General features: G+C 36.9%; 11 protein-coding genes. 1 reads left to right on the top strand and 10 read right to left on the bottom strand.

Going from position 1 to position 12,870, the window contains the following annotated elements; translation table 11 throughout:
• Nucleotides 1–22: 22 nt before the first annotated feature.
• From AC5KOD_RS19790 to AC5KOD_RS19775, 4 genes are read right to left on the bottom strand one after another with little or no spacing between them, the layout of a single operon-like run.
• The gene (locus AC5KOD_RS19790) at nt 23–799 is read right to left on the bottom strand and encodes an enoyl-CoA hydratase-related protein (protein WP_496916313.1); all 777 of its coding nucleotides are present in this window, start codon (nt 797–799) and stop codon (nt 23–25) included.
• Between the two features lie 15 nt (nt 800–814).
• Entirely contained in the window at nt 815–2,068 is a 1,254-nt protein-coding gene (locus tag AC5KOD_RS19785) for a CaiB/BaiF CoA transferase family protein (protein WP_496916312.1), read from the bottom strand.
• A gap of 12 nt (nt 2,069–2,080) precedes the next feature.
• Nucleotides 2,081–2,926, bottom strand: coding sequence for a 3-hydroxybutyryl-CoA dehydrogenase (locus AC5KOD_RS19780; RefSeq protein ID WP_496916311.1), 846 nt, complete (start codon nt 2,924–2,926; stop codon nt 2,081–2,083).
• A 31-nt stretch (nt 2,927–2,957) separates the two neighbouring features.
• The gene (locus AC5KOD_RS19775) at nt 2,958–4,139 is read right to left on the bottom strand and encodes an acetyl-CoA C-acetyltransferase (RefSeq protein WP_496916310.1); all 1,182 of its coding nucleotides are present in this window, start codon (nt 4,137–4,139) and stop codon (nt 2,958–2,960) included.
• A gap of 137 nt (nt 4,140–4,276) precedes the next feature.
• Between AC5KOD_RS19775 and AC5KOD_RS19770 the strand changes: the two genes are divergently transcribed.
• Entirely contained in the window at nt 4,277–5,182 is a 906-nt protein-coding gene (locus AC5KOD_RS19770; RefSeq protein WP_496916309.1) for a LysR family transcriptional regulator, read from the top strand.
• Nucleotides 5,183–5,551: 369 nt separating this feature from the next.
• Here AC5KOD_RS19770 and AC5KOD_RS19765 read toward each other — a convergent pair whose 3' ends face one another.
• The 6 genes from AC5KOD_RS19765 to AC5KOD_RS19740 form a co-directional block, all read right to left on the bottom strand.
• Nucleotides 5,552–6,754, bottom strand: a complete 1,203-nt coding sequence (locus AC5KOD_RS19765; protein ID WP_496916308.1) for a multidrug effflux MFS transporter — start codon at nt 6,752–6,754, stop codon at nt 5,552–5,554.
• 428 nt (nt 6,755–7,182) lie between these two features.
• Nucleotides 7,183–8,142 (bottom strand): carbohydrate kinase family protein, encoded by a 960-nt coding sequence (locus tag AC5KOD_RS19760; RefSeq protein WP_496916307.1) that lies wholly within the window; start codon nt 8,140–8,142, stop codon nt 7,183–7,185.
• Between the two features lie 58 nt (nt 8,143–8,200).
• Nucleotides 8,201–9,700: a glycoside hydrolase family 32 protein gene (locus tag AC5KOD_RS19755; RefSeq protein WP_496916306.1), complete on the bottom strand. Its 1,500-nt coding sequence runs from the start codon at nt 9,698–9,700 to the stop codon at nt 8,201–8,203.
• A 37-nt stretch (nt 9,701–9,737) separates the two neighbouring features.
• Nucleotides 9,738–11,081 carry a NosD domain-containing protein gene (locus AC5KOD_RS19750; RefSeq protein WP_496916305.1) on the bottom strand — a complete coding sequence of 448 codons (1,344 nt, stop codon included), beginning with the start codon at nt 11,079–11,081 and terminating at the stop codon, nt 9,738–9,740.
• Nucleotides 11,082–11,119: 38 nt separating this feature from the next.
• The gene (locus AC5KOD_RS19745; RefSeq protein ID WP_496916304.1) at nt 11,120–11,950 is read right to left on the bottom strand and encodes a carbohydrate ABC transporter permease; all 831 of its coding nucleotides are present in this window, start codon (nt 11,948–11,950) and stop codon (nt 11,120–11,122) included.
• A 17-nt stretch (nt 11,951–11,967) separates the two neighbouring features.
• The gene (locus tag AC5KOD_RS19740; protein ID WP_496916303.1) at nt 11,968–12,855 is read right to left on the bottom strand and encodes a carbohydrate ABC transporter permease; all 888 of its coding nucleotides are present in this window, start codon (nt 12,853–12,855) and stop codon (nt 11,968–11,970) included.
• Between the last annotated feature and the right edge of the window lie 15 nt (nt 12,856–12,870).

The following is a 12,870-nucleotide window of genomic DNA, read 5'->3' as shown; positions in this document are numbered from 1 at the left end:
TTCCAGCCGTTCTGCTTATTTTTTACTTAAATACTGCTAAGCGTTTTTCAGTAAAAGCTTCCATTCCTTCTTTTTGATCTGGGTGTGAGAATCCCAGCCCAAAGCGTTGCGACTCAAATGATAAAGCTGAGTGTAAATCCATATTCATCCCCTCATTAACAGATACCATACAATCTTTAATTGCCGAAGCACTATTTTTAGTTAAATTTTGACATTTTTCTACAACCGCTCCTAAAAAGTCTTCTTCTTCAATAATCTCTTCGATTAAACCAATTTTTAACGCCTCTGGAGCTTTAATATTATTTCCAAATGCTAATAAATATTTTGCTTTACTTCTTCCTATTAATCTTGGCAATCGTTGTGTACCACCAAAACCTGGCGTTACTCCTAAACCTACTTCTGGTTGTCCAAAAACTGCTTTAGGACTAGCAAAACGTAAATCACATGCCATTGATAATTCACATCCACCACCTAAACAATAACCATTAACAGCCGCAATAACTAATTGAGGTAAACTTTCCAATCTTCCAAAAACATATTGCCCAAATTGAGAAAATGCTATTGCCTCTTGTGGTGTCATATTAACCATTTCCGTTATGTCAGCTCCTGCTACAAATGATTTCTCCCCTGCTCCAGCTACGATAATAGTTTTAAGATCTTCTCGCTTCTCAACTAAATCAATTATAGTTAATAAATCTGTTAATACTGCTTTATTTAAAGCATTTAAAGCTTTAGGACGATTAACTTTAATCACTCCAATTGTATCAATTATTTCTAATAAAACATATTTTTCTTCCAATTTTTTCACCCCTTATTAGATAAATCCTTTTTCTCTTAAATCATTAATTTTCTCAACTGGATAATTTAGAATTTTTTTAAGAATATCATCTGTATCTTGTCCTAAAGAAGGTGCTCCACGCCAAATTTTTCCTGGATTACCACTTAATTTCGGAGCAATACCGAATGCTTCAACTTCTTTTTGGCTTGTTTGATCCACATAAGTAACAAAATTATTGCGTGCTCGGTAATGGCTATCTTTCACACAATCTTCAGCTGTATATACTTTAGACGCTGCAACTTTGAATTTTGATAACTGAGTCACAATTTCCCCAGCACTTCTTTCTTTACACCATTCTGTAATCTCTTTATCTAATTCAATTCCCTTGGAAGACTCTAAGGCTACTTGCCCATTGGCACACTCATCAAATATAAAATAATCAATATCAAAATCAACAGCTTTCATAAAGCGTCGATAAACTGCCTCTCCAAATGCTGCAATAGCAATATATTCATCATTTTTATCTAAGAATAGTCCATAAGGTTGGAATGCTACTGATTTAGTTCCTGTTCTGGTACGATTCACTTCATTCTCTGTATATGTAACAAATGTATCAGCCATAATTCTTGCATTAGCCTCAAATTGTGCCACATCAACAACCTGACCTTTTCCTGTTTTTAACATATCAAAGTATGCAGCTAAAACACCAAATAAACAATGCATACCTGAAATATAGTCACTTGTCCAAGGTTTGGTTAAAGCTGGCATAGATGGTTCTTTATCTCCGTTTAAATACATAAAGCCACTATAAGCTTGACCAATCATGTCATAAGATGCACGACCTAGTACTTCTGGATCACCGCCAAATTCAGGATGCCCAAAACCACTCACATGTGCAATAATTAATTTAGGATTGATTTCTAACAGATCTTTGTCATAAATTCCTAATTTTTCTAACCAAACCATATTTTCCATGAAGATATCTGAATTTTTAATTAAATCAAAGAATAATTCTTTAACTTCTGGATTATTTAGATTACTTTCTAAAGTCAAACTTAATCGGTTTCGCCCCTCTTGCATCCAGGTTGTACTAACACCACTTTTATCGGAAAACGGTGGCATAAATCGCCAAGTATCTCCGACATCAGGTCGTTCAATATGAATAACTTCTGCTCCAAAATCAGCTAGCATCGCTCCTGCATGTGGCATAGCAACTAGAGACCCCAATGAAATAACTCGTAAGCCTGAAAAAGGACCAAATTTAGGTATAATTGTTTCTCTCGTATTCATTTTACTTTCCTCCTATTTACTATAGTTATAGAATCCTTGACCAGTTTTTACTCCTAAGCGCTTTGCGCTCACATATTTCGTTAGAAGTGGACAAGGTCGATATTTACTATCTTTAAAATCATTGTATAAAACTTTCATAATTGATAAACAAGTATCTAACCCAATCAAATCTGCTAAAGCAAGAGGCCCCATTGGATGATTCATACCTAACGTCATAACTGTATCAATTGCTTCAGGCTGCGCTACATTTTCATATAAGCAGAAAATAGCCTCATTAATCATTGGCATTAATATCCGATTGGAAACAAATCCAGGTGAATCATTTACTTCAACAGGTGTTTTTTTCATTTCAATTGATAGATTTCTAATTTTTTGATAGACTTCATCCGTTGTTAAAAGCCCACGAATAATTTCAACTAGCTTCATTCTTGGTACTGGATTCATAAAATGCATACCAATTACTTTTTCTGGTCGATTTGTTACAGAAGCAATATTAGTAATTGGTAGTGATGACGTATTAGTTGCTAAAATAGTTTTAGGTGGACAAACATCATCTAGTTTTTTGAAAATACCTTGTTTAATAGTCAAACTTTCAGATGCTGCTTCAATTGCTAAATCACAATCTCTAGCATCGTCCAGTGAATCAGAAGCTGTTAAACATAACATTATGCCTTCTACTTCTTCTTTATTTTTCCTTTCTTTTGCTACATCTTTATCTAATCTCTTCTTGATACTTGATAGTCCTTTTTCCGCAAGTTCAATACTAATATCATTCATTAATACCTCACAGCCAGCTTCGGCAGCAACTTGAGCAATTCCTGAACCCATTTGACCTGCTCCAATAACTATAATTTTCATTTCCTAACACTCCATTTCTAGTATTTTCATTTTAATAATCACACTTAACTAAAACCGCATCTCCTTGACCACCACCACTACAAATGGCGGCAACACCATAAGTCATTTTTTGACGTCTCATTTCATGTACTAGTGTTGCAATAATACGTCCACCTGTTGCTCCAATAGGATGACCATATGCAATAGCACCACCATTGACATTCACTTTATTCAAATCATATTTAGCAATTTTCTGACTAACTAATACTACGGCAGCAAACGCTTCATTCACTTCAAATAAATCAATATCATCTACGGTTAAACTATTCTTTTCCAGTAATTTATTTATTGCTTCTCCTGGTGCTGCCGCAATATAAGCTGGATCTAGAGAAACTTGCGCCTGGTCTATGATAGTTGCTATTGGTTTCAACCCTAAATCTTTAGCTTTACTTTCTGACGTCAACACTAAAGCACTTGCGGCATCATTAGTACTTGGAGCATTTCCTGCAGTTACAGTATTATTTGAATCAAACAAAGGTGGCAACTTTTCTAATTGCTCAATTGATGTACTAAATCGTGGAGACTCATCATGAATCATTGTTTTAACTTCTCTTTTTATTTTTATTTCTATTGGAATAATTTCATTTTGAATTCGATTAGCTTCAATTGCTTTTTTTGCTAATTGCTGACTGCGTAAAGCCCATTCATCTTGTTCTTTTCTACTAACACCATATTCAGCAGCTACTTTCCCTCCATGAGTCGCCATATGAACATTGTAATAAGAACACCATAAACCATCTTTAATCATTAAATCTTCACTGCTACTATTAAACATACGCTGCCCCCATCTCATATTTGGCAGAGAAAAAGGACTGTTGCTCATACTTTCCATACCACCAGCAACAACAATATCGGCATCACCACTTCTTATCATTTGATCGGCGGAAGTAACCGCTCGTAAGCTAGAAGCACACACTCTATTAATTGTTTCAGAACCAATTGAGAATGGCAATCCTGCCATAATCGACGCTTGCCTTGAAGGTATTTGTCCAACCCCAGCTTGTAAAACCTCTCCCATAATGACATAGTCAATTTGATCTACAGAAATATTCGATTCTTTAACACTTTCTTTGATAGCTATACTACCTAATTCTGGCGCCGTCATTTTTGATAGTAAGCCTCCAAATTTTCCTATTGGTGTTCGTAATGCACTCAAAATAACCGTTTTTTCCATAAAATAGCCTCCATAACTTATTGTGTAAACCTTTACATAAATGATATGATATAAAGACTAGTTAAACAATTCCGATATTGCACGACATCGTTTCATTTTATTCACTGATTAAAAAATATGATTTGGAGGAGTTTATAATGAACTGGCAACATCTAATGTACTTTTTAGAAGCAGCAAAACAACAAAATTTTAGAATTGCAGCCGACAATCTATATATCAATACCTCTACTTTAAGTAAAGCCATTGCAAGCATCGAAGAAGAATTAGGCCTCCCTTTATTTAAGAAAAGCGGAAGAAATGTGCAGTTGACGAAGTACGGAAAACTCTATCTGGATTATGTTAACTTAGCTCAAAACGATTTAAAGTTAGGTCAAGATATTTTACATAATCTAGCTGAAAAAGAATCTGGAACAGTTAATATTGGAAGTATTTTTTCAGTGGGAGCTCATTATATCCCTAAATTGCTGAAAATATTTCAACAAACTTATCCCGATATTAAAATTAATTTGACTCAGCAGACTACTCAACAAATCTTAGAAGGTATTTTAAATGATGACGTTGATATAGGTTTATGTGGGGAATTTAACTTGGAGAATTTCGAGGATATAAGTCGAGAAAAAATTTTTAATGAAGAAATTGTATTGATTGTACCTGAAAATCATTCTTTATCCGATAAAAATGAGGTAACTTATCAAGAAATTCGTGATGAAATATTTATAGGCTATAACGATTTAACTGGTTTGAGGATAAATATTTATGATGCCATTAGAAAAAAAGAACATTCTGATTTTGAATTAAAAACTATTTATAAATCAAATGAAGACAACAGTGTTATTGGATTAGTACGAGCTGGCTTAGGTATTGCATTTATTGTAGATGTTCCACACATTGACTTACAAGGACTTAAAAAAATTAAATTATCTGATTTATATATCATACGAAATATCTATTTAGTTTGGAACAATACTCATGAAATTTATGGTAGTACAAAAATTTTTAAGAATCAGATATTAAATACTTCAATAAACCTAAATTATTCATAAAACTCTAAAACAGGTTATTTTATTACTAATTCACAAATAGAAACGCTAGAAAACTCAGTTTGCCATTATGGGAGACTTGACGAAAAATAAGGTAGTTTTCCAAAAAAATAGTACACAATGAAATTAGGTTTGTACTAATGGCTGCAAATTTGAGGAAATATAGGCTAAATAAGCTATCAAACAAGACTAATTCTCCCAATAAACAAAAAAACAGAAGACTGAAAATCATTTTTACGATTTTCGGTCTTCTGCTTTATTTACCTTGAGACTTTTTTCACAGCTCCTTCTTTTTTTGTTTCTTTAAACTTGCGTCCACCCTATATTATTTTTCTAACAAAATCAATTTTAAGAATAACTGACTAACAGGTTCTACTCAACAGCCACTCTCCCCCATTTAATACAGCCCAGTGAAATGAGCAGCAGTACTAAACAAAATAAAGGTAAGATAAGAATAGAGCCTGTGTGCAATAAACTTATCAAGAACGTGCAACTGCTGACAATAAGGTAGTAACCCAAACTTAAAAAAGCACCAGCCGTACCAGCAGCCTCTTGAAAGTTGACCAACGCCAAACTTAAACAGTTAGGTAAAGACATGCCTATTCCGATTAAGATAACCGCTATTCCAACAATATACAACATAACCTGCCACTTCAAAGGAAGTGACAGAAGCCCAACGATACTTAAAAATAAACTGCCAACTAAAGACCATATAATCCCAGTTTCAATGATTTTTTCTGGTAATTGACGAGAGAGCCTCCAATTTGAGCCCCATGCACCTAAGATCGTCGCTGACGCAACTACACATCCCATAAACCCATATTGACTTTGACTAAAATGAAACGTCTCAATAAAAATACCTGGTGCTTCAGAATGGTAACTAAACAACATCCCATTAAATAAACCAATCAATAGACAAAAGCTCACTGTATAGCGATCAGCTAGCATCTTCTTCCCCATGGTAACACATTCCTTTAGCCCAAGAACCTGTCGAGTAAGCTGTGTTTCCGGTAACCGTTTCAAGCTCCAAAAGAGTAAGAACATGCCCATTGCAACTAAAAAAAGAAATACTGCGCGAAACCCATAAAATTGACCGACAACTCCACCTATTAGTGGACCAACTGCTGGCGAAAAGGCTAAAGCAGCGGAAATTTGAGCAAATATCCGATGGCGTTCCGTTCCACGATAATTATCCCGTAAAATGGTTTGTGTAGTAACCGAACCCGTGCTCGCCCCAAAGGCTTGAATAAAGCGCCCAATAAACAGCCAGATAATAGTGGTTGACCCTAAACAAAGCAAACAACCAAGGATATAAATGAAGATTCCGCCATTCATCGCTTTCCGCCGCCCCCAATAATCAGAGCCAATCCCCCAAAAAAACACGCCTAATGCAAAAGCAAAAAAATAGATACTTAACGTCATTTGAGCAACATTCAATGACACCTGATAATTTTTAGCAATCTCTGTTAATGACGGCGTATAAATCGTTTCACTAATTTGTGGAAAACCGACTAAACAGATGAGTAGACCTAAATTAATCGTCTTAGTTTGTGATACTTCGATGTTTTTTTCCATAAAAACGCTCCTAAATTTTTATTAGCTTGGGAAAAAACATCCTTTGTTGGGAAATGGTGGGATCATGATTTTTATCCAGTCGTAAAAATTCATGTATTCACCCCTTTCTATCCTTCTATTTCATTATAGCTTAACTTAATTTTATGGTTAAGTCTATCAAAAGTATTGATTTCATTGAATTTTAATTCTTCATGAAAAAATCAGCTTTATACATTTTCTGCAAAAATAATGAGGAATAAACATTGTTAATTATCAACAAGCTAAACCTAGTAAGTAATCTAATATAGATTGAGCATCCTATCTTGAGTTATTTATTATCATTAGAGAAAAAGTTTATTAATTAGGTTTAATCAAATATAGAAATAAGGGAGCATAGACAAACGAAGACTCACTTCACCTTACTAGTCCCCTTTTGTTTTAATCCCTCTTTAAAACTGACCGTAAGCTCGAACCTCTGATACTTCTGGCATAGAGCAAAGTGCACCTTTTTTCGTGGTAATCAACGAGGCGGCTGCATTACCAAACTGTAACATTTGTGTCAATTTGTCAGCATCCAACTCATCGATCCCCCATTCAAGAATAAAATTGAGAACACAACCAAAAAAGGTATCACCTGCCCCTGTTGTTTCAACCGTCTCTTCATTTAGAAACGCCCCTACTTCAATCACCCTATCTTCGTAATACGCTCTGCTTCCTTCACTACCCATTGACACCAAAATCAGCTTAATTGAATAGGTTTCTCTAATTTTTTTAACTCCTTCAGTGAAATCATGCTCACCTGTAAACCATCTGATTTCGTTATCTGATAGCTTTAAAATATCACAATAACTAAGGCCTATTTCTACTTGACGCCTAGCATCAGCCATTGACTGCCATAGGGGTTCTCTAATATTCGGATCGAATGAAATTAGAGAGTGATTTTTCTTGGCTAGATCGAGAGCTTTGAGAGTTGCTTGACGTGCCCCTTCATGTGTCATGGACAAGGTGCCAAAATGAACTATTTTTGATTTCATTATCTCTTCGGTCTTTACTTCTGATTCCACTAACATCATATCCGCCCCTGGATTGCGGTAAAAGGCAAACTCACGCTCTCCATTTAGTTCATTATGGACAAAGGCTAAAGTAGTAGGCACCTCTTCAGCCACAGATAGACTATCTGTATTGATTCCCAATTCAGTGATTCTCTCTGTTAAAAATCGCCCAAACTTATCTGCACCCACTTTCCCTATGAATGACACCTTGCGATCGAATTTTCGAAGCATCGCCAACACATTGCAAGACGCACCTCCCGGATTGGCTTCCAAGATAGGATTTCCTTGTTCGCTGACACCGTATTCCGTAAAATCAATCAAAATTTCGCCTATCGCTGTTACATCTACCGTCTTCATCATGTTCCTCCATAAATTGAAACACTCGAAAATAACCGCTATCTCCGAGTGTTAATCATTAATTTTTTTTAGCTAATTTCCAAGTAGTCAGCTCATCGATTACTAGCAAACCATCACTTACTGATAGAGAATTACGAGTCTGATCATTAGCTGCAAAGACATTCAAACTATGGTTTGTTTTATAGTCGTCAGTAAATAATTCTATTGAAGATTGATCAACAAAAATATGAATTTTCAACCTATCTGGGTCTTGTAATAATAAAGGACTCTTAGTCGTTCCCTGACTCCAATTATCAGAATTATCACGGCTGACATACAACATTTGTTCATTTAAATCAATTGTCGCAACGGTTGCCAAACTGTCGTTTCCTCTAAGAGACAGAGAAAATGAACCAGCTGTCGTTTTTGCAAGGTTAACAGTCATCATTAGCTCAAATGAGTTTCCATCAGCTGTTGGAATTAGCACATTTTCTTTCTCTTTAAGCTGAATGTTTGAAAGACTTTGTTCAGCAGATCTAATTGATTCAAACTCCTTAACTGGAACAAATTTCAAGGTATTGTCTGTATCAAGTATTGCTTCTCTAGGAATATTAAACGAGCCACACCAGCCCTCTTTAAAGGTAGGTCCCCAATCTTTCCACCAAGGCATCCATTGCCAGCCGTTTGCCCAAGCAACGAGTAGCCGTCGACCTTTTTTATCAACAAATGACTGTGGCGCATAGTAATCAAAGCCCCAATCAATCGTTCCAACTGTCTGATAAGTGAATTTACCTGTTTCATAGTTCATGTCACCTACCAAATAGAGACTCGTTCGTTCCTTTATCCCCATCGGCGAAAACATCAAGACATATTTCTCACCATCCGCTCCGTTTATCGGGAAAAAGTCTGGACACTCCCACATGTAGCCAAATTCTCCTCGACTCTCTGCAAGCACATTGAAAAACTCCCAGTCTTTCAAGTTCTCAGAGCGATACAATAATGCCTTGGCAAGATCATCCTTTTTTCCACTGCATACTAAATAGAAATAATTACCATGCTTCCATACCTTTGGGTCTCTAAAATCCTCAGTACTGTAACCTTCTGGCGGAGAAGGAATCACTGGGTTATTCTCATATTTATGGAAATTAATGCCGTCATCACTGTACGCCATACACTGACTTTGCTTACTTCCTTCACCGTCATTGGTCGCGCCTGTATAAAGAAGGTACAAGCGTCCCTCATGCTCGATCGCGCTACCAGAAAAACAGCCTCCTTCTGGATGATGGTCATAAGGCTCACTTGGAGCAAGCGCTATTGGTAGATACTCCCAATGCACCATATCATCACTTACGGCGTGTCCCCAGTACATCTCTCCCCAATAAGAATCAAAGGGATTGTACTGATAAAAGAAGTGATACTTATCTTGAAAATAGATCAATCCATTCGGATCATTTAGCCAACCTTCTTCAGCCATAAAATGATATCTTTGCCTCATGGCGCCCTTACTTACCGCAACTTTATTTTTATCAATTTCCGCCTGAGCACGATTAATTGCTTTTTTCATTCCCTCAATTGACACGTGTAATTTCCTCCTTAATTAATAAGACCGTTAGTTATTATCCAACCGGCATCGGCGTTGCTCTAAACGCGTTAACCTTTTTGTCCATCTTAACTTGTTCATCCGTACCTGAATCAAGAACTGTATTTCTCAACGACTCACTTTCTATCAGGACCGTGATGACATCTAACACGGCTGACGCTTCTGTTGACAATAACGCTCCGACCTGAGCTGAAAAGCAGGACTCACTTGCCTGAGCTTGTACATCAGTGGCCACGATATGATTTGTAGAAATATAGTTAGCATTACCTGATACCACACGAATAATAACTGGTACAGCTCCTGCTGGCACGATATGTTGGGTGTCAATCGTTTCTGAAAAATGATTACCTGTAATCGTATTATTATCACCATTAATATGCAAAAGTCCATATAAATCATCTAAGCCATTATCGCGGTCTTGCAAAGGCGTCCACGGCTCATGATCACGTAAAAAGTGATTCGATGAGACTAAATTTTCCGAGCACTCCTCACTGAAAACGACCATCCCTGGATAAAACGCATGAAGCCTATTTGTTGTAATTAGTGAGCGTGTTACACCTGAAAAATGAATACTACTTGCCCCTCGCGGAAAGATATTATTTGCTGTAATTAACAAACCGCCAAAGTTTTCGGCAAAAATCGAATAGCCTTTAAAGCCTGCCCCAATCAAATTGTCGGTTATTTTTGATGCCTGTCCCCAGCCCCGTAATTCTATGCAGCTGCCACATTCAGCAATAAAATTGTCATGAATCGTCAAAGCATCAGCATGATAAATCGTCAAGCCGTGCTCTAAGTAAACAAACCCCATACTTGTCACTCGAAACGAGTCTTGAGCACTGGCAACATAAATCCCTGTTTTACCATTAACATACGTATTTTCTGGGTTCGTTATCCCTGATCCGTCATCTACAAAATGGAGCCCATCGATACAGAAGTTAGCAAATTCAACTGAGCTGATTCGAGGATTACCATCCCTTGCCACATAAAAAGCAGCACCAGCAGCTTCTTCATCCGTTGTTTTCAGGGAGTTACCAACAAGTATCCGACTTCCTCCTGGCCATAATTCATGTAAATCTGACCATTCCTCTTTGGGAACATTGAAACGAATACTAGACGAGGTAAAGCCATGTCCAGATCCCATAATTTTAAGGTAACTAATATCAATCATCACTTGAGTCTTCAGATGATAATCGCCTGGCGGAATGTAGATAACCGCCCCTGGCTTTCCGCCATCGTTGAGATCGATGTCTTTTTGTCTCTCCTTAATGTCTACTATCATACTATTGATTACTTCACCAATATCCTCATACGGTGAACCAATAGACCATTCTGTTACGTCATAATAATTCTTACTTGCCATATTTCCTCCTATTTTAACCCATTTCTTTTTTTCTAAACCTAGCTTTTAATTGCACCAGCAGTTAGACCTTGAACGATAAATTTTTGTGCCACAATTGAAAGAACCATCACTGGTAAACTAAAAATAAGCGCACCAGCTGCCATTGGTCCTAGATCCATACTATAGGCAGATAAAAATTCAGATAAACCGACAGTAAAGGTCTTAGCATTTGTACTTGTCAGCAAGAGTGCTAACAAAAATTCGTTCCAAGATAAGAACAAGGTAAAGACAAAGGCCGTCGCAAGTCCTGGTTTACAGATAGGCAGGATAATATAGATAAACGTCTTGAAACTAGAAGCCCCATCTACACATGCTGCCTCATCTATTGTTACTGGAATCCCTTCATAAAACCCAAGCATGATCCACATAACAAAGGGCATGTTAATGGCCGCATATACGATGATCAACGCTAGTTTAGTATCATATAGGCCGAGCGTTGTAATGAGCTCATAAATAGGTACGGCAATACTTGAAGTGGGAATCATTTTAAGGCATAAAACTAAAATGATTAGAAAGGTTGCTAGTTTAGCGCCAGAACGTTGGATTGCATAGGACGATAAAGCCCCCAAAACAACGGCGATAAGTGTACTACAAATTGCAACCAAAAAACTATTAAAAATATATTGAAACGCAGGCATCCGCTCGAATAAGCCAGTAAAATTTTCTACAGAAAGAACCTTAGGAAAGAATTTTGCTGGGATTGACACAACCTCTGCGCCTGGTTTAAACGACGAACTAATCAAATACAGATAAGGAAATAACCAGAAAGCCGCGCAAATGACTGCGATAGCGACCATTAATTTAACCTGCCAATTTCTTTTTTTCTCCATGGTCTAACCTCCTCTTCTTATGTTGCTTGTTTCTTCTTAGGGTTCCATAATCCTTGCATAAATACCAAAGTAAAGATAACAAGGGTTACCACCAATATAAGCGCCATCGCACTGGCATACCCGACTTTATTGTACCTAGTTAACGTCTTGTAAATTACCACACTGATGAGCTCAGAAGAATTATTCGGCCCACCTTGGGTCATCGCCCAAACAATATCGAAGGTTCTGGCGGCATCAATAATTCTGATCGACAGTGCTGTTAACAAAATTGGTTTGATATTTGGTAATTTTATTTTGATGATTTTCTGCCACCAGTTTGCGCCATCAATCGTTGCGGCCTCAAGCATACTAGAATCAATTCCTTGTAAGCCTGCTAAAATCATGAGCATCATAAACGGTGTCGTCAGCCAAATATCTGCTATGGCAACTGAAAGTAATGACCATTTTTCGTCTGCTAGCCAAAGTATTTGATTGGTATTGTTAAGAATCCCCACATTTACTAGCAATTGATTAACAATCCCAAATTGTGCACTTAACATTAGCTTCCAGATGAGTCCTGCTACAAGAGGTGCAATCATCAGCGGTGTTAAAATAAGGGAACGGATGACTTTATTTCCTTTAAAATTCACCTCAAAAATCAGCGCTAATAGTGTACCTAATATGAGTTCTGCCACAACAGCTATCCCAATATAGACTAAGGTGTTTCTTAATGGCTGTAAAAAACTCTCATTACTGAAGGCCTTGATATAATTATCAATCCCAACAAATTCTTTCAACCCACTTGCATCAAAAGTATATAGGCTGTCTATCCCCATTTTAAAAATAGGGTAAACCATGAAGACTCCCATAAAAAGTGCACCTGGTAAAAAGAACGCTAGCACTGTTTTTCTAGATATCAACTGCATGATAATCCCTCCTTT

Source organism: Vagococcus sp. WN80Y (assembly GCF_059621045.1).
Note: the sequence above shows the minus strand (reverse complement) of the source record. Positions and strands in the feature narration are given on the sequence as shown.

Excerpts from the sequence above, each read along its gene's own strand:
- AC5KOD_RS19750 (WP_496916305.1), bottom strand. The coding sequence starts at position 11,081 with ATGGCAAGTAAGAATTATTATGACGTAACAGAATGGTCTATTGGTTCA.
- AC5KOD_RS19780 (WP_496916311.1), bottom strand. The coding sequence starts at position 2,926 with ATGAAAATTATAGTTATTGGAGCAGGTCAAATGGGTTCAGGAATTGCT.
- AC5KOD_RS19760 (WP_496916307.1), bottom strand. The coding sequence starts at position 8,142 with ATGAAGACGGTAGATGTAACAGCGATAGGCGAAATTTTGATTGATTTT.
- AC5KOD_RS19740 (WP_496916303.1), bottom strand. The coding sequence starts at position 12,855 with ATGCAGTTGATATCTAGAAAAACAGTGCTAGCGTTCTTTTTACCAGGT.
- AC5KOD_RS19765 (WP_496916308.1), bottom strand. The coding sequence starts at position 6,754 with ATGGAAAAAAACATCGAAGTATCACAAACTAAGACGATTAATTTAGGT.
- AC5KOD_RS19785 (WP_496916312.1), bottom strand. The coding sequence starts at position 2,068 with ATGAATACGAGAGAAACAATTATACCTAAATTTGGTCCTTTTTCAGGC.
- AC5KOD_RS19770 (WP_496916309.1), top strand. The coding sequence starts at position 4,277 with ATGAACTGGCAACATCTAATGTACTTTTTAGAAGCAGCAAAACAACAA.
- AC5KOD_RS19775 (WP_496916310.1), bottom strand. The coding sequence starts at position 4,139 with ATGGAAAAAACGGTTATTTTGAGTGCATTACGAACACCAATAGGAAAA.
- AC5KOD_RS19745 (WP_496916304.1), bottom strand. The coding sequence starts at position 11,950 with ATGGAGAAAAAAAGAAATTGGCAGGTTAAATTAATGGTCGCTATCGCA.